Source organism: Bremerella cremea (assembly GCF_039541315.1).
In the GTDB taxonomy this organism is placed as follows: domain Bacteria; phylum Planctomycetota; class Planctomycetia; order Pirellulales; family Pirellulaceae; genus Bremerella; species Bremerella cremea.
Genome location: NZ_BAABFZ010000003.1, coordinates 2,151,685 through 2,174,779, shown reverse-complemented (window position 1 = coordinate 2,174,779; position 23,095 = coordinate 2,151,685). Strand labels below are relative to the sequence as shown.

20 protein-coding genes and 2 pseudogenes are annotated in these 23,095 nt (G+C 57.1%); 13 read left to right on the top strand and 9 right to left on the bottom strand.

Features of this window, described 5'->3' with window-relative positions; genetic code table 11:
- Window positions 1–56 precede the first annotated feature (56 nt).
- The gene (locus ABD890_RS11005; protein WP_345088735.1) at window positions 57–842 is read left to right on the top strand and encodes a class I SAM-dependent methyltransferase; all 786 of its coding nucleotides are present in this window, start codon (window positions 57–59) and stop codon (window positions 840–842) included.
- A gap of 83 nt (window positions 843–925) precedes the next feature.
- Here ABD890_RS11005 and ABD890_RS11000 read toward each other — a convergent pair whose 3' ends face one another.
- The 4 genes from ABD890_RS11000 to ABD890_RS10985 form a co-directional block, all read right to left on the bottom strand.
- On the bottom strand, window positions 926–2,053 hold the full coding sequence (locus tag ABD890_RS11000; protein ID WP_345088733.1) for a prenyltransferase/squalene oxidase repeat-containing protein: 1,128 nt from the start codon (window positions 2,051–2,053) through the stop codon (window positions 926–928).
- A gap of 408 nt (window positions 2,054–2,461) precedes the next feature.
- Entirely contained in the window at window positions 2,462–2,749 is a 288-nt protein-coding gene (locus tag ABD890_RS10995) for a co-chaperone GroES (RefSeq protein WP_345088731.1), read from the bottom strand.
- A 217-nt stretch (window positions 2,750–2,966) separates the two neighbouring features.
- Entirely contained in the window at window positions 2,967–3,215 is a 249-nt protein-coding gene (locus ABD890_RS10990; RefSeq protein ID WP_345088729.1) for a hypothetical protein, read from the bottom strand.
- Window positions 3,216–3,331: 116 nt separating this feature from the next.
- Complete coding sequence (locus ABD890_RS10985; RefSeq protein WP_345088727.1) at window positions 3,332–4,006, bottom strand: endonuclease III domain-containing protein; 675 nt, start codon at window positions 4,004–4,006, stop codon at window positions 3,332–3,334.
- 162 nt (window positions 4,007–4,168) lie between these two features.
- Between ABD890_RS10985 and ABD890_RS10980 the strand changes: the two genes are divergently transcribed.
- From ABD890_RS10980 to ABD890_RS10960, 6 genes and pseudogenes are all read left to right on the top strand, one after another.
- Complete coding sequence (locus tag ABD890_RS10980) at window positions 4,169–4,909, top strand: CPBP family intramembrane glutamic endopeptidase (protein ID WP_345088725.1); 741 nt, start codon at window positions 4,169–4,171, stop codon at window positions 4,907–4,909.
- Window positions 4,910–5,282: 373 nt separating this feature from the next.
- A pseudogene (locus tag ABD890_RS25515) lies at window positions 5,283–5,399 on the top strand (DUF6924 domain-containing protein); the annotation flags it as partial.
- Between the two features lie 49 nt (window positions 5,400–5,448).
- Window positions 5,449–5,673 (top strand): DUF6924 domain-containing protein, encoded by a 225-nt coding sequence (locus ABD890_RS10975; protein WP_345088723.1) that lies wholly within the window; start codon window positions 5,449–5,451, stop codon window positions 5,671–5,673.
- Window positions 5,674–6,049: 376 nt separating this feature from the next.
- Window positions 6,050–8,851, top strand: a complete 2,802-nt coding sequence (gyrA, locus tag ABD890_RS10970) for a DNA gyrase subunit A (protein ID WP_373355724.1) — start codon at window positions 6,050–6,052, stop codon at window positions 8,849–8,851.
- Between the two features lie 5 nt (window positions 8,852–8,856).
- The gene (gene gmd / locus ABD890_RS10965) at window positions 8,857–9,843 is read left to right on the top strand and encodes a GDP-mannose 4,6-dehydratase (protein ID WP_345088721.1); all 987 of its coding nucleotides are present in this window, start codon (window positions 8,857–8,859) and stop codon (window positions 9,841–9,843) included.
- Window positions 9,840–10,742 (top strand): NAD-dependent epimerase/dehydratase family protein, encoded by a 903-nt coding sequence (locus tag ABD890_RS10960; RefSeq protein ID WP_345088719.1) that lies wholly within the window; start codon window positions 9,840–9,842, stop codon window positions 10,740–10,742. The genes gmd and ABD890_RS10960 overlap by 4 nt, the downstream gene beginning before the upstream one ends.
- Window positions 10,743–10,767: 25 nt before the next feature.
- Here the strand turns inward: ABD890_RS10960 and ABD890_RS10955 are convergent, their stop codons facing one another.
- From ABD890_RS10955 to nadA, 5 genes and pseudogenes are all read right to left on the bottom strand, one after another.
- Window positions 10,768–11,538, bottom strand: coding sequence for a type III pantothenate kinase (locus ABD890_RS10955; protein WP_345088717.1), 771 nt, complete (start codon window positions 11,536–11,538; stop codon window positions 10,768–10,770).
- Window positions 11,539–11,546: 8 nt separating this feature from the next.
- Window positions 11,547–12,548 (bottom strand): annotated as a pseudogene (gene obgE / locus ABD890_RS10950) (GTPase ObgE); the annotation flags it as partial.
- Window positions 12,549–12,675: 127 nt separating this feature from the next.
- Complete coding sequence (gene rpmA / locus ABD890_RS10945; protein WP_345088715.1) at window positions 12,676–12,930, bottom strand: 50S ribosomal protein L27; 255 nt, start codon at window positions 12,928–12,930, stop codon at window positions 12,676–12,678.
- A gap of 117 nt (window positions 12,931–13,047) precedes the next feature.
- The gene (locus ABD890_RS10940; protein WP_345088713.1) at window positions 13,048–13,983 is read right to left on the bottom strand and encodes a hypothetical protein; all 936 of its coding nucleotides are present in this window, start codon (window positions 13,981–13,983) and stop codon (window positions 13,048–13,050) included.
- Window positions 13,984–14,258: 275 nt separating this feature from the next.
- On the bottom strand, window positions 14,259–15,395 hold the full coding sequence (nadA, locus tag ABD890_RS10935) for a quinolinate synthase NadA (protein WP_345088711.1): 1,137 nt from the start codon (window positions 15,393–15,395) through the stop codon (window positions 14,259–14,261).
- 388 nt (window positions 15,396–15,783) lie between these two features.
- Between nadA and ABD890_RS10930 the strand changes: the two genes are divergently transcribed.
- From ABD890_RS10930 to ABD890_RS10905, 6 genes are all read left to right on the top strand, one after another.
- Window positions 15,784–16,263: a 3-hydroxyacyl-ACP dehydratase FabZ family protein gene (locus tag ABD890_RS10930; RefSeq protein WP_345088709.1), complete on the top strand. Its 480-nt coding sequence runs from the start codon at window positions 15,784–15,786 to the stop codon at window positions 16,261–16,263.
- 103 nt (window positions 16,264–16,366) lie between these two features.
- A complete protein-coding gene (locus ABD890_RS10925; RefSeq protein WP_345088708.1) occupies window positions 16,367–16,753 on the top strand; it encodes an acyl carrier protein in 387 nt (128 codons plus the stop codon).
- Between the two features lie 100 nt (window positions 16,754–16,853).
- Window positions 16,854–17,399 (top strand): 3-hydroxyacyl-ACP dehydratase FabZ family protein, encoded by a 546-nt coding sequence (locus tag ABD890_RS10920; RefSeq protein WP_345088706.1) that lies wholly within the window; start codon window positions 16,854–16,856, stop codon window positions 17,397–17,399.
- Between the two features lie 285 nt (window positions 17,400–17,684).
- Window positions 17,685–18,974, top strand: a complete 1,290-nt coding sequence (locus tag ABD890_RS10915; RefSeq protein WP_345088704.1) for a beta-ketoacyl-[acyl-carrier-protein] synthase family protein — start codon at window positions 17,685–17,687, stop codon at window positions 18,972–18,974.
- Between the two features lie 347 nt (window positions 18,975–19,321).
- The gene (locus ABD890_RS10910) at window positions 19,322–21,637 is read left to right on the top strand and encodes a DUF1592 domain-containing protein (RefSeq protein WP_345088702.1); all 2,316 of its coding nucleotides are present in this window, start codon (window positions 19,322–19,324) and stop codon (window positions 21,635–21,637) included.
- Window positions 21,638–21,652: 15 nt separating this feature from the next.
- Window positions 21,653–23,008, top strand: coding sequence for a DUF1552 domain-containing protein (locus ABD890_RS10905; RefSeq protein WP_345088700.1), 1,356 nt, complete (start codon window positions 21,653–21,655; stop codon window positions 23,006–23,008).
- The last annotated feature ends 87 nt before the right edge of the window (window positions 23,009–23,095 follow it).

Here is a 23,095-nt window from a genome sequence, read left to right as displayed (position 1 = left end):
TCACAATGGCAAGATTCCCCTCATGGGGCCGCCGCTAACCGAACGAGAACGTCCCGGTGCCATACTCCACTGCCGTCGATTGCTACGATTATCCCCAGTATTGGGATCTTTCGTTCCGGGATGAAACTCCAACCGAATGCGACTTCTTCGAGGCCGCATTCGAACGCTTCGGCGATGGGCCAATTCGCCGCGTGTTGGACCTGGGCTGCGGCGGCGGAAGAAACGTTGTCGAGATGGCGGCTCGCGGATTCGAGATGGTCGGGCTCGACAACAACGAAGCCTCGCTCAAATATCTGCGAAAGCGACTTGATCGCCGCAGCCTCGATGCCGAGGTGATGATGGCCGACATGGCTCAATTCGACGTCGAAGAGCCGCTCGACGCGGCGCTTTGCACCTTCAATACCTTCCGGCACCTGGTGAGCGAGAAGGAAGCACTCCTTCATCTGCGAAGTGTGGTTGCGGCTCTGCGACCTGGCGGACTCTACATTCTGGGGTTCCACATCATTCCCTTGAATGCCGACCCCGAGTGCCACGAACGTTGGACTGCCCAGCATGGCAAGACGAAGGTGACCACGACGTTGAAGGTCGTTCGTTTCAGTCGGCAAGAGCGCCGCGAGGTCTTGCGGTTCAATTTGCACATCCGCAAAGGGGACGAGGTATTGCGACTGAAGACCGAATATCCGTATCGCTTGTACACCGGCGAAGAGTTTCGGAGCTTGCTTCGCAAAGTACCGGAACTGCAGATCCGCGAAGTGTACGACTTCTGGTACGACATCGAAGATCCGGTTCCTTTCGATCACGAGATCAGCGACGCCGTCTTCGTACTGCAGAAGAAGGCTTAGCGCGCAACGCCGATCTATCCGCGCATGAAAAAGCCACCGCGACGTATCGCGGTGGCTTTTGTTTTTGCTGCAAATAACGTGGCTTACTTATCGTCTTTCTTCAAGTACGACAGAGCCAGCAAGCTGTAACCGGTCACCAGGTTCGGGTCACCTTCCATCCAGCGTTCGGCCTTTTCGTTGACCCAGCTACCGTTGGACTGCTGACGGCTGATCAGCTCTTCGGTGAATTCCTTACGCCAGTCGTGCTTGGTGCCATCTTCGCCGACGAAGGTGTCGTCGCCGTAGGCATCCAAAGCCTTGGCCACCGTTTGATAGTAGTAGTACAAACCGGTGTCACCCATGCCTGGGTTTTGCTTGGTGTCGTAGTTCTTACCGAGCCAGGCGACGGCTGCCTTCACGCGCTGATCGTCTTTGTCGACGCCGGCGTAGATCATGCTCTTCAGACCGGCATAGGTCATCGAGCCATAGCTGCGGAGGCCACCGTTGTCGGTTGGACCGGCCTGGCTGTTACCACCAGCGGCGATCGTGTAATAGAAGCCACCATCCGGGTTCTTCGGAGCGAACTCGAACTGGTTGTGTGGCGATTCCAGGTTCTGGCAGCGGCTGACGAAGATTAGCGCCTTCTGAATGGCAGGATCATCTTCGCTGGCACCACTCGCCTTCAAGGCTTCCATCAGGAAGGTGGTGTTCGACATATCAGGTCGCGAGTGACCACCGTAGCCGGCACCGCCGAAGTACGGATCGTCTTCGCTCTTGCCTTCTTCCTGGTCCCACTGCAGGCCTTTCAAAAACTTCTGACCGTTGGCCAGCAGCTTGTCGTATTGGCCATCTTTGTTGGCGGCACTGAAGGCCAACATGCACAAGCAAGTTTCGTAGTTACGGTGACGGGTACCTTCGACATAGATACCGCCGTCTGGCTTGACGTGCTTTTCCATCGCGGCCAATGCCTTTTTGATGGAAGGATCAAGCGTCGTGCGGCCATGTTCCAGCATGCCCAGCGTGCAGATCGCAGTCACACCGATACCGGTGTTGCCGCTGAAAGTGCCATCTTCGGCCTGGCCCTGGTTGGCCAGGAAGGTCACACCCTTTTCGACTGCCTTGTCGTAGTCCGAGCTATCGGCAGCACGAACGATCGCTGGCGTAATCAGCAGCGAGGCGACCAGGCAGGCAGCCATGAAGTAACGGATAGGGTTCACGAGCAATTGAGACATGAAAGAAAAACCTCATCTCAAGGAAAACAAGTCAACGCGGATGACGAAGCCAGGCGTCATCGGGCGGATTGCTAGGTGCTCGTAGCCGCTTTGAATAAAGCAGAATCAGACCGCGCGAGGAATCGGCAGTCAGAAATGCGATCCCTGTGGCACCGTTGCGAAGCCCCGGACGAACTACGATGTTCGCCGTGAAACCAAGCATAAGACGCTTTATTGTAAACCGGCTGCACCAATCGAGCCATGCACCGCCACCATGAAATCGGCAACGATAACGCTGTAAAGCGTAGCACTTCCGCCGGAAGGGGAACCGAAAATGGGAAGCGAGGCCCCGAGAAAGAGGGGCCGCAAAGGCCGCACGAACCGAATATCGCCGGCCAGAGAGTTAAAAACTAAGTCGTCCGGCAGGGGTTAGGCCCGGATCGCGAGGATGTCGCTTTCGGCCATGATCAGCAATTCTTCCCCTTCAACTTTGATTTCCGTACCAGCCCAGCTGCTGAAGAAGATCTGATCCCCTTCTTTGACGCAGAGGGCAGACTTGGTGCCGTCTTTCAAAACGTGGCCGTCGCCGACGCTCAGCACACGACCTTGTTTCGGTTTCTCTTGAGCGCTGCCGGGCAAGACGATGCCGCCGGCTGTGGTTTCTTCCGATTCCATCCGCCGCACGACCACATTGGCTCCCAGGGGAACAACTTTCATACTTGCTTCAGCTCCGGCACAAATCAAAAGGGGATACTTCCAGGGAAGTTCACATTCCGCAAGGAATGATTCTGACACGCCGATGCGTCACTTTCAAGAAGTGGCGATTGACGGAATGCCGCCAAACGGCCCGTTAAGGGGGAGGGTCGTGCGGTTTAGGGAGAACCGGCAAAAATTGTTGCCAATAACTGCTGGTCGTTCCGTAAGGCAAGTATGGCTATTGGATGGCAGTGAAGATGGCAACCGCGATCACAAAGTAAAGCACAACCGCGGCCATTCCAATGAAGACGGGGGCGATAATCTTCACCGGCATCGGGACATTCGTTTTGAAGATCGAGATGCTGATGCCATAGGCCAAGCCACCTAGTCCGCCCCCAACCGCTCCACCAACGGCCACCAAAAACAAGGGCCAGCCACACAGAAGATGGGCCCAGAACGGTACTTGAGGCGTCGACGACTGGTTCATCCAACCGTTTCCTATGCTCGCGGAGAGTGACAAGGATTATCCAAAAGAGGGAGATAATCATCATCTCGTTTCCAGGCCGGGACGCAAATGTTTTTCTGGTAGTTACCGGAAATTTTCTAGAACGGCTCGCTAATGCCTGATTCCGGTAAATAACACTGTAGCGGGCAGCCCTCGCACTTCGGCTTTTTGCTGCAAAACTGGTTGCCGACCCGGACAATCAAGGCGTGGAACTCGTTGTAGTGCTCGACTTCCGCAGGGACCTCGCTGACAAAGTGGTCCTGAATCTGATGGTAGTCGGCCTCCCAGTCGATCCAGCCATGCCGCTTCAAAACGCGAGCCGTGTAGGCATCGACCACGAACGTTCGCAGGTTGCCGGCATAAAGCAGGATCGAATCGGCCGTTTCTGGACCGATGCCGTTGATACCCAGCAGTTCTTCCCGCAGCGTGGCGAGATCGTGCGAAAACATCCATTTCAGATCACCGTCGTAGCGGGTCATTACGTGATCGATCAGATTGGCCAGCCGCTTCGCTTTCAAACGATAGTAGCCGGACGGGCGAATGATCTCGGCCAGTTCTTCCGGACGGGTCTCGTGCAGGCGACCCAGATGCAGCAGGTCGGCTTCTTTCAGGTTGGCGATCGCTTTCTCGACGTTCTTCCACGAGGTATTCTGCGTCAGGACCGCCCCGATCATGATCTCCAGCGGCGAGTCTCCTGGCCACCAGTTTTGTGGTCCATAAAATTCCAGCAGCTTCTCGAAGACGGTGTTCAGCGAGACGTTCGAGTCGGTCAACGATCGGTTCCTGAGGCAAAGCAGGGTCGGGGAAGGGCATATCCGGTCGTAACAGTTGTTCCAGTCAGGTTGTGATGAATCAAGTGCTGCTGGCACTTCGACCGACCCGAATTATGTGGAAACGCTCTTCATGTCGAAGTTCGCCAGCTAAAGATTGCGTTCATGTCCGTAGCGGAAGTGGAACCTGAAATCCCTGAGATCAACTACTGGCAGGCCACCTCACGGCCTTTGACCAGCCTGGTTTTCGTGTTGCCGATGTTGGCAATCTACGAAGCAGGGATCTTGCTGCTTGGGCCTGGTGCCATCCGGAACGGCGTCGACGTCTGGCTGCGGCAATTCTTGGAACTGCTAGGACTCGGCCAATATTTTCTGCTGCCGGTGCTGACCATCGGTATCTTGCTGGCCTGGCATCACCTGAAACACTATCCCTGGCAACTGCGGCCAACCAACCTGCCTTTGATGGCGGCCGAATCGATGGTGCTAGGGCTGTTTCTGCTGTGCCTCGCTCATTTTCAAGCGTCGGTCATGCAGATGCAGATTGTCGCAGCAAGTACCGGGCCTGAGGTCGACGTCACCACAAAGCAGGTCGTCGCCTATTTCGGGGCAGGTATTTATGAAGAGTTACTCTTTCGCTTGATGCTGATTCCGGTGCTGATCGTCTTCATCCAGGGCTTCGCCTTTCCGAAGGTGATCGCAACGTTCGCGGCGATGTTGATCAGCAGCTTGATCTTCGCCGCGGCCCACTACAATCTGTTCGTCCCAGGCGGCGATCCGATTGATGGCTATACGTTTTTGTTCCGGCTCTCGGCCGGCCTGATCTTCGCATCGATCTTCGCCCTGCGCGGCTTCGGCATCGCAGCCGGTTCGCATGCCATGTACGACGTGCTGGTCGCGTTCTCTTAGGGGGCGAGTCTGTCTCGCAAGAATCACCTCGACCGCAGCGCACATCCGTACCGACCCTGAAGCGGTAAGATATGGCTGCGGTCGAAGCGGTGCCGGCTGCCTGTGGTCTTCCTCGAGAGGAAGGCCGGCATTCAGATCGAGAGGCTGCTGCGACGCGGACGTCACCACTCGATCTGCCCCCAAAATGTATATTCTCGCGGCCGCGAGCGTTGGACCCGTTTCCCCGTCGAGTCTTTCAGGTTTTCGCCCATCTCGGCAGACGGTTGCCTGAATTGTTGGAAAAAAGTGGAATCGCTGTCTGGGGCGGGGCACAATGTGGCCAGCCAGTCTCGATTGACGGGATGCTCTTCTTGGTAAGGCACCTGGGTTTCTCGTGGACGATACGCCCATTTATCGAACCGATTTCGCTTCCGACGAGGCTTGGGCTGCGCTTGTGCAGCAGTTACAGGCTCCCAGTGACGAGGGCTTCGTACCGTACCTGTATTGGATCGAAGACCCGTCACTCGCCGGGGTAACCATTGATAGGCTGTTGCAGCTGAATGCTGATGCCAGAGGGGTTCTTCTTCGTGGTCGACGCCCAGACCATGCGAAGCGAAGAGCGGCCGATCGTGGTGGTGGATGCTTACGAGCAGCCAGGGCGAAGCTTTCGCGTGGTCCCTTCTGAGATGTGGGCGGTCGAGAGCAATCTATTGATCGCCAACATGGACTGGGAAGAGTTCGCCAGCGAATGCGACGACGACGGAATCCTTCGCGGGGCGAGCTAGATCCGCGAGGTAGTTGGCCGGGAAGCAAGAGGCGAATTGAGCTCGTTTACGGAGCGTCTGGCGGCCATCCGACAGCGGCTTTTTTCTGGCAATTCGACCGCTTCGTGCAAGCTCGCTATCAGCTTGGAAAAATGCGTTCGTAAACTGCCAATTCTCAAGCACTTAGAGCTTCCGGGCAATGCGGGCCCCCTAGTAGTTTCGCGCAGCCGAATTTGGTACATTATGGCGTGCAATCATCGAGGCCAGAAAGCCTTGGGGAAACGGCCGTTTTCTCGACGTTTTTGCCTCTTTTGGGCACCCTTAGACACAGCAGATTGACGATCGCTCCGGGACGCTTATCCCCGCGGCGAAGGATAACCTCCGAAAGGACGCTCACTTGGCAACGGACGGGAATAACGCAAACGGTAATGGAGCCGATGGCGGGGCGCCGGAAGACCCCACTCGGCTATTCACAATGTCGATCGAGGACGAGCTCAAGGAGAGCTACCTCACTTACGCCATGAGCGTGATCGTCAGCCGCGCTCTGCCTGATGTTCGTGACGGGCTCAAGCCGTCGCAACGGCGCATTCTGGTAGCGATGAACGACCTCAACCTCACCCCGGGTGCTTCCCGAGTGAAGTGTGCCAAGATCTCTGGTGACACTTCGGGTAACTATCACCCTCACGGTGAATCGGTCATCTATCCAACGCTCGTCCGTATGGCCCAGGAATGGAACATGCGTTACGTGCTGGTCGACAAACAGGGAAACTTCGGTTCGATCGCCGGTCTGCCACCGGCTGCTATGCGATATACCGAAGCTCGCATGTCGAACTTCGCCAGTCTGCTGCTGGAAGATCTGAAGCTCGACACGGTCGACTTTGTGCCGACCTACGACGAATCGCGTAGCGAACCGACCGTGTTGCCGAGCAAGTTTCCGAACCTGCTGGTCAACGGTGCCAACGGTATCGCCGTCGGTATGGCCACCTCGATCCCGCCGAACAACCTCCGCGAGATTTGCCAGGCAGTCATCCTGCTGATCGACGATCCTGCCGCCAGCATCGAAGAGGTGTTGGATATCGTCAAAGGCCCCGACTTCCCGACCGGCGGGATCATCTGCGGCCGCGCTGGCATTCGCCAGGGTTACAAGACTGGCCGCAGCACGATCGTGGTTCGCTCGCACACGACGATCGAATACGCCAAGAGCGGCGCGAAGATCATCATCCACGACATTCCATTCCAGCAGACGCGTGACCGCGTCGAAGAGAAGATCGCTGCGCTGGTCAACGAAGGTCGCGTCCAGGGGATTCGCTCGGTCAGCAACCTTTCCGACCTGCAGGAACCTGTCCGCATCGTGATCGAGTTGAAGCGTGACGCCGACCCCGATGTCGTGTTGAACCAGCTGTATCAGTTCTCGCCGATTCAGGACACCTTCTCGATCATCCTGTTGGCCCTGGTCGATGGCAAGCCGCGAACGATGTCGATCAAGGAAATGATCGAAGAGTTCATCCGCCATCGCGTGGTGGTTATTCGCCGCCGGACGCAGTTCCTGTTGGCCAAAGCTCGTCAGCGTAAGCACACCATCGAAGGTTTGCTGCTGGCCCTGGCCGACATCGACGAAATCATCCGCATCATTCGTTCGTCGTCCACCCAGGCCGAAGCGAAGACTCGCTTGATGGGTGTCGAGTGCCCCGCATCGATGATGGCCCGTGCCTTGGGCGAGCGAGGCTTTGCCTTGTTCCAGCAGGAACGGGGCGAGTCGGACGTGTACCACTTGACCTCGGTGCAGACCGACGCGATCTTGCGAATGACGCTGGGTCAGTTGGTGAATCTCGAGCAGGAAAAGCTTGGCAACGAACACTCGAAGCTGCTCGACGAAATCTCGGAATACCTCCGCATTTTGTCGGACGAAGCCAACATTCTGGCGATCATCCGCGAGCAGATGGAAGAGATCGATCGTCGGTTCGGCGACGACCGCCGCACCGAAATCTCGCACGAAGAGATCGGCAACATCGATCTGGAAGACCTCATCGAAGAAGAAACGATGGTGGTCTCGATCAGCACCAAGGGTTACATCAAGCGAACCCCAGCCAGCATCTACAAAGCCCAACGCCGTGGCGGCAAGGGCATCAAGGGAGCCAAGAGCGAAGAAGAAGATCCAATCCAGCACTTGTTCGTCGCTTCGACCCACGCCTACGTGCTCTTCTTCACCACCAAGGGGAAGGTTCACTGGCAGAAGGTTTACGACCTGCCGAACCTGGCCCGCGACAGCCGTGGCCGCGCGGTGGTCAACCTGCTTCAGTTGGAAGATGGGGAAAAGATCGCCGACTGCCGCGCCGTTCGCGATTTCGACATGCCAGACCACTACCTGGTGATGGCGACCCGCAAGGGCCTGGTGAAGAAGACCAATCTGGAAGCGTACAGCCGCCCGAAGAAGAACGGCATCATTGCCATCAAGCTGAAGGAAGACGACGAGCTGATCGACGTGGCGATCACGAAGCCAGGCGACGAACTGGTTCTGTCGACCGAACAGGGGATGGCCATTCGATTCCGCGAAGACGATGCCCGTGCGATGGGACGTAATTCGAGCGGTGTGAAGGGGATCAACCTTTCCAAGGGGGACAACCTGGTCGGGATGGTGGTTGCCGATCCGGAAGCCCAGCTGCTGACCGTCTGTGAGCATGGTTACGGCAAGCGTACTAACTTCGGTCCTGGTATGGCGGTCGAAGAAGACGATGCCGACACGGAAGGTGCTTCGGACGAACCTGCTTCGGAAGAAGAATCGACCTCCAGCGGTGCTCGTTACCGCACGCAGAAGCGTGGTGGTAAGGGCCTGCGAGATATCAAGACGACTGCCCGAAACGGGAAAGTGGTTGCGGTAGCTCGCGTCGACGACAGCGACGAGATTCTGGTGATGACGGCCCGCGGCAAACTGCAGCGGATCGCCGCCTCCGAGATCAGCATGGTTGGTCGTAACACCCAGGGCGTGCGGATCATGTCGCTCGACGAAGGGGATACGCTTGCCGCTGTGGTTCGTGTGCCGAAGGAAGAAGGGGACGACGAAGCCGTGGAAACGGAAGAATCGCCATCGCCTGCTTCGCCAGTCGCCGAAGGAGAAGCCCCGGTTAGCGACGACTCGCCAGCCGGCGACGAAGCACCCGCCGCAGAAGACACCAACGCCGAAGATAGCGGCGAAGAGTAAATCGAATGCGTACTGCACTGATCACCGGGATTACCGGACAGGACGGAGCCTACCTCGCAAAGTTTCTTTTGCAAAAGGGGTATCAGGTGCATGGCATGGTTCGTCGAGGCAGTACGTTGCCGTTCGAGCGAATCGCCGATTTAACCGACAGGATCGAGCTGCATCAAGGTGACCTGCTCGATCAGATGGCCCTTAATCGGCTGCTCGAAAAGGTGCAGCCGACCGAGGTCTATAACCTGGCGGCACAAAGCTTCGTGCCGACCAGCTTCGATCAGCCTATCCTCACCGGCGAAGTGACTGCCCTGGGGGTGACGCGAATTCTGGAGGCAGTGCGGACGGTCGATCCGACTATTCGCTTCTACCAGGCTTCCAGCAGCGAGATGTTCGGTAAGGTCTACGAAGAGCCGCAGCGCGAGTCGACGCCATTCTGGCCGCGTAGTCCGTATGGCGTCTCGAAAATGTATGGCCACTGGATGACGGTCAACTATCGCGAAAGCTACGATCTGTTTGCCTGCAGTGGGATCTTGTTCAATCACGAGTCGCCCCTGCGTGGGATCGAGTTCGTGACGCGTAAGATCACGTACGCGGTGGCGCGGATTGCCCAAGGTTTGCAAAACGAATTGCGTTTGGGCAATCTCGATGCCGAACGTGACTGGGGTTTCGCGGGGGACTACGTCGAAGCGATGTGGTTGATGCTGCAGGCCGAACATCCGGATGACTTCGTCGTGGCGACCGGGCAGAAGCATACCGTTCGCGAGTTCTGTCGACTGGCCTTCGAACGCGTCGAGCTCGACTGGAAGAAGTATGTCGTCGTGGACGAGAAGTTCTATCGACCGGCCGATGTGAATACCCTCTGTGGCGATCCGGCCAAGGCCAAAGCCGAACTCGGATGGGAACCGAAGGTTTCGTTCGAGCAGTTGGTGCACATGATGGTCGACGCCGATATGAAACGAGTTAAAGCAGACATCAAGCTACTCAAGGAGGAGTCGTGAGAGCACTGGTAACCGGCATCCATGGTTTTGTCGGACAGCATCTCGCGGCACATCTGCGTGCCAGCGGTGACGAGGTCCGTGGAACGTACGTCGGTGGCCAGTCCGATTCGCAGGAAAACTTGAAGTGGGACATCGCTCAGCCTGCGTCCGATTCGCTGTTGAAAACGCTCACCGAATTCGATCCCGACGTGATCTATCATCTCGCCGCGATCAGTCATCCTGGTAGCTGCGGCGACGACTTGCCGACCGAAACGTGCAAGGCGGTCAACATTCTTGGCACACGGCATGTCGCCGAGTTGGCTTTGGCTCTGCCATCGCAGCCGAAGATGTTGTTCGTTAGTAGCAGCAAAGTCTACGGCCCGCGAACGCCTGAGCAGCCCTTGGCCGCGGAAGACGACACACTGAAGCCAATGGGCGGATACGCTCACAGCAAATGGGCGGCAGAAAACGTCGTTCGCGATCGGATCGATCAGGGCCTGAAGGCAATCATCTGTCGGGCCTTCAATCATACCGGTCCTGGTCAAAGCCCGATCTACCTGGTGCCGGAGTGGTGCCAGAAGGTTGCCGGTGCCGACAGTCCCCAGGTCGTTCGTTCGCTCGCGACCTCGCTCGACCTGAGCGATGTACGCGATGTCGTGCGAATCTATCGTCTGTTGATCGAAAACCAGGCCTGGGGCGAAACCTTCAACGTCGGAAGTGGCCAAGCGATCACGACGGCCGATATCTGGAATACGATCTGCGAGATCGCTGGCAAGCAGGTCGAAGTGAGCGGCGAAAAGTCAGAGCCTTCCCAGCAACCGATCGCCGACGTGACGAAGTTGTCGGCCGCGATCGGGCCTCTGCAGCTGATCACGCTACGGCAGACGGTGGAAGATGTTTTTCGCGACGTCGCTGGTTAGTTCGTCGTCGTGTTTCGCCTGAACGCTATTGAGCGGCCAGGGCAACGCCCCGGTGGACCAGGTGGTCGACCGTTTCGATCGACATGTCCATCCAGGGTGCCAGGTACTTCACATCGCCGCCACTGAAGAAGATCTGCGGTGAATTGTCGGAGCCAAGCTCGGCGGAAACGCGACGGATCGCTTCGCGAACCGCACCGACCGATCCCCAGAACAAGCCGCTGTGCATTGCCTCAAGCGTGTTCTTGCCGATGGCTGTCGGTTGCACTTCCAGGTCGAACGTGATCTGGGGAAGCGCGTCGGTTTGTTCGGCCAATGCCTTGGCACTGGTTCGCATGCCTGGCAGGATCGCGCCTCCGACAAATGCTCCTTCAGCGGAAACCGCATCGACCGTGATCGCTGTGCCGGCATCGACCACGATGGCGGGGCGGTCTTTTTCGCGAAGATGATTCGCGGCGATCGCGGCGGCGAGCCGATCGAGCCCGATCTTCTCAGGCGCTTCGAGCGTAATGCTAATAGGAAGCTGCGAATGCGTGAACGAGGTGAAGCCGCTCACGCGCGGTTCGATTTTCGAGAACGCTTCCAGCGAAGCAAGGGCCGAGCGATGAACGCTGACCACAAACCAGGGCAGGGCACGCTCGACGAGCCAGTCACGCAGTCCCTGGATATCGGAAGAGTAAGCCGAGTACGAAAACGTTGAAACGGGAGCCGTGGCTTCGTCCGCTTTGAAGTTTTCGAAGCGAGCGAAGTGAACGCGGGTATTCCCAACGTCGACGGTGATGAAAGACTCAACCGGCATTACGCTCCCTCCGATTCGTTCTTGGCGACCTCCAATTGGGTCGCAACGTGGCGGACCATTTGATTCAAACCTTGCCCGGTCACGGCGGAGATCAGGAAGATGTCGTGGCCAATCAACGCTTGCAGCTTGGCGTGGGCTTCTTCCGCTTCGGGCAGTTCCGCCTTGGTCACGCAAACCACTTCCGGACGGGCCGCCAGTTGTGGATTGTACGCTTCCAACTCGTGGCGAATTGCCGTGTAGTTCTCGATCGGATCGGTGCCATCCATCGGGGCTGGCTCGACGAGGTGAACGAGCAAGCCGGCGCGTTCGACGTGACGCAGAAACTCGTGCCCCAGGCCGACGCCTTCAGCAGCCCCTTCAATCAATCCAGGGATGTCTGCCAGAACGAACTCGGTATCGATATCGAGTTGAACCTGGCCGAGGTTGGGGAACTTGGTCGTGAACGGATAGTCGGCAATCTCGGGACGGGCCCGCGACAGACGCGAGAGCAGGGTGCTCTTGCCGGCGTTAGGTTTGCCAATCAGGCCAACGTCGGCGATCGACTTCAGTTCGAGGATCAGCAAACGCTTTTCGCCAGGGTCGCCTGGCTGGCATTCGCGCGGGGCACGATTGGTCGAGGTCTTGAAGCTTTGGTTGCCGCGTCCACCTTTGCCGCCACGAGCCGCGATCAGTTGATCGCCGTTCTTGGCCAGGTCTTTGAGGACGAAGTTCTCTTTGGCATCGATCACGACCGTGCCCGGCGGAACCTTGATCACGACGTCTTCGCCTTTGCGTCCGGTACGATTCGCACCGCTGCCATGGCTACCGCGGTTGCCGCGCCAATGATGCTGATGGGCGAGTTGAACGAGGCTATTGACCCCTTCTTCGGCCATCAGGATGATGCTTCCGCCGTCACCCCCGTCGCCACCATCGGGACCACCTTTGGGAATGTATCGCTCGCGGCGAAAGCTGGAGCAGCCATTGCCTCCGGCTCCGGCCTCGACTTCGATTTGTACCCGATCGACGAACATGATTGGATGCTGCTTAAGATTGGCTTGCTACGAATAAAAATAGGGATGGCCTACTGACCATCCCCATTCTGTTTTCTCTATGGCGAATCATTTACCGACGCTTCCCGCAGGGGAAGGCCCGACTCGCTTAGTTGGCTTCTGCCACGACGATGTTCACGCGGCGGCTGCCCTGATCGAACAAGACCGTACCGTCGGTCAAAGCGAACAGGGTGAAGTCCTTGCCCATGCCAACGTTCTTGCCAGGGCGGAATTTGGTGCCCAACTGGCGAACCAGAATGCTACCAGCGGTAACCGACTGACCGCCGTACTTCTTCACGCCGCGGTACTGCGGGTTAGAATCGCGACCGTTGCGGCTAGAACCTTGACCTTTCTTATGGGCCATGACATCTGCTCCTGATGGTATTTTATCGAGGCCGCAAGCAAAGATGCGGCGATAGCTTATTGACTTGGACTGGCCTTTACCCAGATACGGATAATGGGCCTAGGGGAAACTAGTTTTTTAGCGGAAGATCCACTCGAAGTCAACCTCCCCAGGCGCTCCGAACCGGATTTCCTCTTCGTTCTCGTCCAAGCGGTCACCAGGACGCCAGAAGTTGAGCTTCAGCGTTTTTTGCTCGTACTGGCGGTAAGAAAGCGGGTTGGCCGTCGGATCCACCTGCTCGTCCTTGTCCTTCCAGCGGAAGGCATTGGTCAGGCCGTCGACGTAGATGCTGAAGAAGTCGGTTTCTGGGTCGATATCTTCCCAAGTAACCACCCCCCAGATGCTGTTGTCTTTGTCTTCGGTCGTCACCGGGATGTCGAAACGGCTGATTTCGACCGTGTTGTACAGCTTGCTACCGCCCGTTTCTCGTTCGGCAATCTTTTCGGCCGCCGCTGGCAGGATGCGGTCAAGGTACTCTTTCTTCTCTTTGGTGTCTTGCGTCGACAAGACAAATCGAGGGAAGAAGCGAACCGGAGCCGAAGGCAGGCCTTCGATCTGCTGAACTTCGTATTTCACATTGTCGAACTGATCTTTGACTGGCACGTGCCGCAGTGGTTCACCATGGTTGGTGACCTTATAGACCATGTACCAGATCAGCTTCTTCTGCAGCTTGCCACTTGGCTGAGGAATGCCGACTTCGATCATGCGCAGTGGCTTGAACGAGAATTCGAGGCCCCAGATGTCACGGCGGTAGATCACGTCCGAAGCCATCGACTTCAGCGTACGCGTTTCCGCCATGAAGTTCGGCTTCCAGTCGAGATTCGGGATTCCTTCGAGAATATCGCGATATTCGGCTGGGGTAGTGAAGGTGTCCTCGGCACTGAACTTCATCGGAATGGTGGTCAGAACGCCTTCCACGAACTTACGGTTCGGCGGATTGACCTGAGCTAGGCGAATCGTCTGGTCCGCGGCATCCGGAGCTTCTTCCGGCGCGGCGGCGATGGCGTGGGACAATGGCAACTCCAACGATGCGAACGTCATCGTTACAGCGAGCAAAAACGTAATGCGAAGGATGCCAAGAGTCATGCGGAAAGGCCTGGGAGATGGGAAAAGCGAAGCCACGGCTGCAGCCTGGGAGGGCCGGCCGAAATTATCTCACAGACTAATATAGTTGCCCAATTTAACAAGCGTCAAGTTTTTGGAGCTTTTAGGGTTAGCTATTCCCAGAACGGTCCTTCCGAGGTACGACGTTCGGACAGGATCGAGGCGGGAAAATGGGGTCGCAGCGATTATGCCGAGACTTCCAGCATTCGCTCCAAAGCGACCCGCGACCACTTGGCGGTCTCGTCGTCGACCCGAATTTCGTTGACTGGCGTGCCGGCGGCGATGTTTTCGAGCGTCCAGCAAAGGTGAGCCAGGTCGATGCGGTACATCGTGGCACACATGCAGACGACCGGGCTCAGGAAGTGAATTTCCTGCTCGGGATGCTCTTTCTTCAGCCGATTCACCAGGTGCAATTCAGTTCCGATCGCCCATTTGGTGCCGGCCGGAGCCTTACGAACGGTCTCGATGATCTTGCCAGTCGAGCCCGAAACGTCGGCGATTTCGTTCACTTCCCGCATGCATTCGGGGTGAACGAGGATCTGGATGCCAGGGTGATTCTGGCGGAAAGCATCGACATGCTCTCGCTTGAACATCTGGTGAACGCTGCAATGTCCCTGCCAAAGGATCACTTTGCTCTCCTTCAGTTGGGCTTCGCTGTTACCCCCCAGTTCGGCAGCGTAAGGGTTCCAGACCGGCATCTGCTCTTCGGTCACGCCCATGGTCAGGGCCGTGTTGCGGCCAAGGTGCTGATCGGGGAAGAAGAGGACCCGGCTGGTGCGGTTGAACGCCCATTTCAAGGCTTTGTCAGCGTTGCTGGACGTGCAGACGATCCCGCCATGCTTGCCAACGAACGACTTCAAACTGGCTGCCGAATTGATGTAAGTGACGGGTGTGATGTCGTTTGTGTCGATCACTTCGCCTAGGTCGTCCCAGGCATTTTCGACCTGTTCGATCGCTGCCATGTCGGCCATCGAGCATCCGGCGGCCATGTCGGGCAGAACTACCGTGACCCGCTGGCCGTCTCGTTCGCTGATCTTCTCGGGGCGGTTGGCCAAAATATCGGCGGTTTCGGCCATGAAGTGGACGCCGCAGAAGACGATGTAGCGGCAATCGCTGCTCTCGGCCGCCATCTTGCTGAGCTGGTAGCTGTCGCCGCGAAGGTCCGACAGTTCAATCACCTCGTCCTGCTGATAATGGTGACCCAAGATCAGCAAACGGCTTCCCATCTCGTCGCGAACCTTCTGGATTCGCTGCGTCAGTTCTTCGTTGGAAAGGGATCGGTAAGGGGCGAAATCGAAAGATCCCAGGGAAACGGTCGACATGATGATTCTCGCAGGTGCCGGGTGCTGGCAGCCAGGGTTAAGTCGAATGGCAGGGGCTAGCTTCAGGCAAAAAAGCGGGCCGATACAACGATGCATTATAGACCCGAACGGGAAGTTGACCCACCCACGACAACAGCCCGGGAGACCTTATATTCCCGGCTGGTCGCAGGTAATCTGAGCCATCTATCGGAAGAGGTCTTTCGTAAGTTGTGTTAATTTCTTAGGTTAGGAAGAACCTGGGCAGGCCATTTCCTAGCCGAAAACCGCTGAACGCTCGCCGGTTGTGAACTTGTGAGGGTGAGATTGGCTAGGTATACTGCTAAGCTTTAATTTCGCGCCGGCAAGTCCCTTAGTGCATTTTGAAAATTCGAGTCGCTAGTGAGCTGAGATGAAGTTCTGTCTGATCGATCAAATCTCGGAGATTCACCCGGGCGAGCGAATTTCGGCTATTAAATGCCTGACGTTGGCCGAAGAGTACCTCCAGGATCACTTTCCCCGTTTTCCGGTGATGCCGGGTGTGTTGATGCTTGAAGCAATGACGCAAACCGGGGCCTGGTTGGTTCGCGTAACGAACAACTTCAGCCATAGCACGACCGTGTTGAAAGAAGCACGGAACGTGAAGTATGGCAACTTTGTCGAACCGGGCGAAATGCTGGTCGTCAAAGCTGAACTGATCAAGATGGATGGCAACCTGGCGTCGCTCAAAGTTTCGGGCGAAGTGGCAGGCAACGTTGCCGTCAGTTCCCGCATCGTACTAGAGAGTTCCAACTCGTCGGGTACCGACGAGCCGAATGTAACGGATCTGAATGCGATCCGTGTATTGAAGCTACAATACGAACTGCTCAATCGCCAACAAGCATCGGTGTAAGCAGTCGTCGCTGTCGCGCGGTGCGGCCGCAAATTCCCGCGTTGGGGAACGTTTTTCACGCAGTTTATAAGCCTGTCTTTTCCTAGTCGGAGAGCAAGAAATTATGGCACCCTCGGATGACGAAGTTTTTGAAAAGGTCCGCGAAGCCTTGGTAGACGCCCTGGGCGTTGACGAGGAAGAAGTGGTACCGGAGGCCACCATGGTCGGCGATCTGGGTGCCGAGTCGATCGACTTCCTGGATATCGTGTTCCGCCTGGAAAAGGCTTTTGGCATCACGATCCCACGTGACGAACTGTTCCCAGAAGACATTCTGACCAACGCCGAATACGTCCAGGACGGTAAGGTGACTCCAGAAGGTCTGGCCGAACTGAAGAAGCGTATGCCTTTCGCTGACCTCAGCAAGTTCGAAGCAAACCCGGTTGTTACCGACTTCGGCAATCTGCTGACCGTCAACGATATGTGCAGCTACGTTAAGTCGAAGCTGGCCTAAGTTACCTGGCACAGACGTTCAATTCGGTCCGCACTCGGCATCGCAGAGGCGGACCGATTTGCCATTGTGCCCTTTAATAATCGTCGAAGGGACCGTCGGGATGCGCTGGTTTTGGATCGACAAGTTCATTGAGTTCGAAAGCGGCAAGTCGGCCAAGTCGGTCAAGTGTGTCTCGTTAGCCGAAGACCACCTTCACGACCACTTTCCCTATCTGCCGGTTATGCCTCATTCGCTCGTGATTGAAGGCATCGCCCAGACCGGTGGCTTGCTGGCTGGCGAAGTCTACGATTTCCGCGAACGTGTCGTGCTGGCAAAGGTCGCCAAGGCAACCTTCCATACCACGGCCCACCCCGGCGATCAGTTGACCTACAGCGTCACCATGAACGATATCCGCGAGAACGGGGCCTACGTCTCGGCAACCAGCCATGTGGGCGAAACGTTGCACGCGGAAGTCGAAATGTTCTTTGCCCATCTCAACGATAAAGACCAGGATCGCGACCTGTTCTTCCCGGCCGACCTGCTATCGATGCTGCGATTGCTCGGACTGTATAAGGTCGGCAAAGCGAAGGATGGCTCCCCGTTGCAGCCCCCCGAGTATATGATTCAAGCCGAAAACGAGCTCACCAAAAATCCTTCCGCCTCGTAGCTTACCACTACGACGGAAAGACTTACGGCAGTTCGATTTCCGTAAGGTCCTCGATGGCACGCACCAAGATCGCCAATCGCTACCCGTTTCGACCAAACGTCCCAGGGTAAAATTGCCGATCACGCTTAGTAGAATGAACATCGCTGGCGGCTATTGGATTCCCGCTATCGAACCCTTTCGCAGGGACGCGACCTTTGGCCCCTTGGGGCACGTTAAAATCGTATTTTCAGCTTGGCTGGCCACTTCTGGTCGCCAACTTTGCTTCCAGCGCGGAGAGAATCTTCTATGACTAGGCGAGTCGTTGTCACCGGTGTCGGCATGGTCAATCCCATGGGACACGATGTGGAAACGGTCTGGAAAGGCCTGAAAGAGGGTGCCTCGGGCGTTGGTTACACAACCGTCTTCGATGCCTCGAACTTCCCCACCAAGATCTCGGCCGAGGTCAAAGACTGGGATGTCTCGAAGTGTGGCGAGAAGATCGCCGACTGGGAGAAATCGGGACGCCATACCCGGTTCGCCATTGGTGCCGCCAAGCAGGCCGTGGAAGCCTCCGGCGTGATGGATTCCATCAAAGATCCGACCCGCTTTGGCGTTTACCTCGGCTGCGGTGAAGGGGACCAGGACTTCCACACATTCACCAACATGGTGGTGGCTGCCATCAGCAGCGGTAATGGCGACTGGGACAAGTCGGCCTTCATCAAGAAGGGGCTGGCCACGCTCGATCCTCGCCGCGAAATGGAACAAGACCCGAGCATGCCATGCGGTCACCTCGCATCGCTGTTCAACGCTCAAGGTCCGAACCTTAACTGCTTGACCGCATGTGCCGCTTCCAGCCAGGCCATTGGCGAAGCTCGCGAACTAATCAAGCGTGGTACCGTTGACGTCATGCTCTCGGGCGGTGCCCATAGCATGATCCATCCGTTCGGCGTCACCGGCTTCAACCTGCTGACCGCACTGTCGACTCGCAACGACGAACCAACGCGGGCTTCGCGTCCGTTCGATCGCGAACGCGACGGCTTCGTGCTGGGCGAAGGGGCCTCGATGGTCGTGCTCGAAGAACTGGAGCATGCCAAGGCTCGTGGAGCGACTATCTACGGCGAAATCATCGGATACGGTACAACCGCCGATGCGTTCCGTATCACCGACACCCATCCGGAAGGCCGCGGTGGTATTGCCTGTATGAAGATGGCGATGGCCGACGCCGGCATCACGCCAGAGCAGGTCAACTACGTCAACGCTCACGGCACCAGCACCACGGTGAACGACAAGGTCGAAACGCTGTGCTGCAAAGAAGCATTCGGCGAACTAGCCAAGAAGATCCCGGTCTCGAGCACCAAGAGCATGATGGGGCATCTCATCGCGGCGGCTGGCGTGACCGAGGCGATTGTCTGCTTGATGGCCATCCGCGACAACGTATTACCGCCGACCATCAACTACGAAAACCCAGACGACAATTGCGATCTCGACTACGTCCCGAACGTCGCTCGGGAAGCCAAGGTCGACATTGCTCTGAACAACAGCTTCGGCTTCGGTGGTCAGAACATCACCCTCGCTTTGAGCCGCTTCAACGGCTAAAGCTTCCCGCGAAGCAGACAACTTAAAAAAGGCCGCAGGTTGGCAACGACCTGCGGTCTTTTTTTGTCGATTTCGGCCTCTCGCACGGGTGGGCTCATAGTGTCTTCAGAATTGCCACCCAGATTCTCAGGTTTACCTCTCTTCTGCGGGTAAATGCTTCGCTAGAGGGGTGTCTAGCCAAATTATTCGGTTCCTCTTCTTTTGGTGCGGAAAGCCGCAAGGCGAACGCATGGTTCCGGGCTGCGATTTCCATAGACCTATCGACGATGGATTTATATAATCCACCGTCTATCCATCCCTTATGCCCGCCTTTATTGCACCCCATCTTCCCTAAGAGGAGTTTCATCATGCTCCGGCCTATCTTCGGATGCCGCGCAAGTGGTGTCCTCATACTCGGTTTATCCCTGGTCTGCACGCTCTTCGTGTCGCAGCTTCACGCGGCGAAACGCGCCGAAATGGACGCGGACTATTCCAAGAAGATCGTTCCCTTTATGCAGAGCTACTGCATGGACTGTCACTCTGGCGCGACGCCTGAGGCCGGGCTCGATCTGGAAAAATTCCGCTCGCTGGAAGACGTCACCACCATCGGCCGAAAAAAATGGTCCTCCGTACTCGACATGTTGGTGAACGGAACCATGCCTCCGCGCGACTACGACCAGCCAGCTGTCGAAGAACTACAGTCGGTTTTGACCTGGGTTCAGGATGCGTTGTCGAGCATCGACTGCAGTAGCCCTGCCAATCCAGGCCGCGAGACCATTCGTCGGTTGAACCGTGTCGAATACCAAAACACGATCCGCGATCTGGTGGGAATCGATTACCAGGCAACCCAATCGTTTCCCGCGGATGATGTCGGCTACGGTTTCGACAACATTGGCGATGTCCTGTCGACCTCGCCGCTGCTGTTCGAGAAGTTCTATGAAGCCGCCGACGAGATCGCGACCCGCGCCATCATCACCGATCGCGAGCAACTGGTGCCAAAGCACGACTTGCCATTGGCTCAATTCAAGCTGAAGGAGGGAAATCCTTCCGGTCGGAACCTGACCTTCCCATCGAACAACACCGGCAGCTACGAACTCGATGTCGAGCCAGGCAGCTACACGGTCGCCATCTACGCCTACGCCAGCCAGGCAGGCAACGAGCCAGCAAAGATGGGTGTTCGGATCGGAGGCAAGACATCGAAGACCTTCGCCATTGAAAACACCACGCCGGATAGCCACCCCATGGAAATCAAGATGCGGGTGCCGAAGGGGAAGCTGCCGCTGGAAGTCGCGTTCTTGAACGACCACTACGATCCCGGTAATCCTGATCCACGTCGTCGCGATCGAAACTTGTTCATCAACCGCATCGAACTCCGTGGCCCCGACAGCAATCTCGACGCCCGCTATCCCGAGTCGCACAAGCGAATCATCTTCGTGCGACCTGGCGAGCAGGGACTCGACGAACTTCAGGCCGCCCAGCAGGTGATCGCTCGGTTCGCATCGCGAGCCTTCCGTCGCCCAGTGACCAACGGCGAGATGGAACGTCTGATGATTCTGTACGGCATGGCCAAGGAAGATGGTCTCAACTACGAGGGAGCCATTCGCGAAGTTGTGGTCGGCATTCTGTGCTCGCCGAACTTCCTGTTCAAAGTGGAAGAAGACACTCAGGAAGGAACGCATGCCCTGGACGACTATCAGTTGGCAACGCGCTTGAGCTACTTCCTGTGGAGCACGATGCCTGACGAAGATCTGCTGCAACAGGCCTGGAAAGGAACGTTGCGACAGAACCTCGACGTCCAGGTCACCCGTATGCTGGCTGACCCTAAGGCGAAGCAGCTTACCGAGAACTTCGCCGGGCAGTGGCTCGAGATGCGAAAGCTCGACATCGTTCAGCCTGACCGCGAACGCTTCCATGGCTTCGACCACAAGTTGGCGGCCGACATGCGTACCGAAACGGAAATGTTCTTCCAGTCGATCGTCGACGAAGACCGGAACGTTCTCGATCTGTTGCAAGCCAACTACACGTTTTTAAACGGGCGACTGGCGAAGCATTACGGCATCCAAGGTGTCGAGGGAGACCACTTCCGCCGCGTCGAACTCAACGACAACAAGCGGGGCGGCATCCTGACTCAGGCCAGCGTGCTGACGGTGACCTCGAACCCAACGCGAACCAGCCCTGTGAGGCGTGGGAAGTGGATTCTCGACAACGTCCTGGGAACGCCTCCACCGGAAGCCCCGGCGAACGTTCCTTCGCTCGAGTCGCAAAAGAAGCTAACCGGTAGTCTTCGCGAGCGAATGAAGATGCACCGCGAAAATGCCGCGTGCGCTTCGTGCCATGCCAAGATGGATCCGATTGGGTTCTCGCTGGAGAACTACGATGCGATCGGTCAGTGGCGAACGAAAGACGAGGGCTTTGAAATCGACGCCAGTGGCGAGATGCCCGGCGGGACGAAGTTTGCCGGAGCAGACGGTTTGAAGCGTCTGCTACTGGAAGACAAGAAGGATGAATTCATCCATAACCTGATCAGCAAGACCATGACCTACGCCCTGGGGCGAGGCGTGGAATATTACGACGAATGTGCGATTCAGCAGGTTCAAGGTGAAATGGCCAACAACAACGACAAGTTCTCGGCCATGATTCGCGCGATCGTCCATAGCGAGCCGTTCCAGAAACGTGGCGGCTAAAAGGAGGAACTGACGATGTCCAGTACAATGCTCAGTCGACGAACGATCTTGCGAGGCCTGGGGACCGCGATGGCGATGCCATGGCTGGAAAGCGTCTGCCCCGAGGCACGCGCCGCAAAGGTCGATTCCACGGAAATCAAACCGCCTGTGCGCATGGGCTTTTTCTACGTGCCCAACGGCATGCATATGCCTGACTGGCAACCGAAGTACGAAGGCGAGCTGAAAGAGCTGACGCCGACCCTTTCGCACCTTGCCAAGCATCGCAGCGAGATCATGCCGATCTCTGGCTTCGAGCTGCACAACGGTTGGGCGCTAGGGGATGGCGGTGGTGACCATGCCCGCAGTGTCGCTTCGTTCCTGACCGGAGCGCATCCGCACAAGACCGACGGAGCCGATATCCGTAATGGGATCTCGGTCGATCAGTACGCCGCTAATCACTTGTCGCATCTGACGAAGTTTCCTTCGCTGGAACTGGGGCTCGAACCGAGTGCCCAGTCAGGCAGCTGCGACACCGGCTATAGCTGCGTCTATTCGTCGAATCTCAGTTGGCGAAGTGATACCAACTTCGTCACGAAGGAGGTCAATCCTCAGGCCTTGTTCGATCGCTTGTTCGGCAACGGCAACTTCCAGGAAGAAGCAGAGAACCAATCGATCCGCAATCGTCGCAAAAAGAGCGTGCTCGACTTCGTGATGAACGATGCCAAGCGATTGCAGCAGCGGCTGGGTGAAGTCGATCGACGGAAGATGGACGAGTACTTGCACAGTGTCCGCGATGTCGAACGACGCGTGGCTCACAGCATTAAGCTGGAAGGGCAAGAGGTGGAGATGCCCGACTACGCCCGTCCGCAGGGTGTTCCGGCAGAGTTCGAAGAACATTGCCGCCTGATGCTCGACATGATCGTGCTGGCCTTCCAGACCGATTCGACACGTATCGCCACCTTCATGATGAGCAACGCCAGTAGCAATCGTCCTTACCCGCAAGTCGGTGTGAGCGATGGTCACCACGACCTGTCGCATCACCAGAACGACAACGAAAAGCAAAAGCGAATTGCCCGGATCAATGGTTTCCATACCAAGCAGTTCGACTACTTGCTGACGAAGATGCGGGGAGTGAAAGAAGGGGACGGCACGCTGCTGGACAACTGCATGTTGCTGTATGGCAGCGGCCTGTCGGACGGCAACCGCCACAATCACGACGACTTGCCGATCTTGATGGCGGGCCGCGGCGGCGGAGCCTTCAAGCCAGGGCGTCACCTGCGCGTGGCAGACAAAACGCCGCTTTGCAACTTGTATGTGACGATGCTCGAAGTGATGGGAATCGATGCCGACAAGTTCAGCGACTCGAATGGTCGCGTGACCACTTTGGGGTAGTTTCCGTCCCAGGCCAAGCTAACTGTCTGGCGAACGTCGCGACGACGGGCCAGACAGTGGGGGCATTTCAGCCTCTTTAATCGCTAC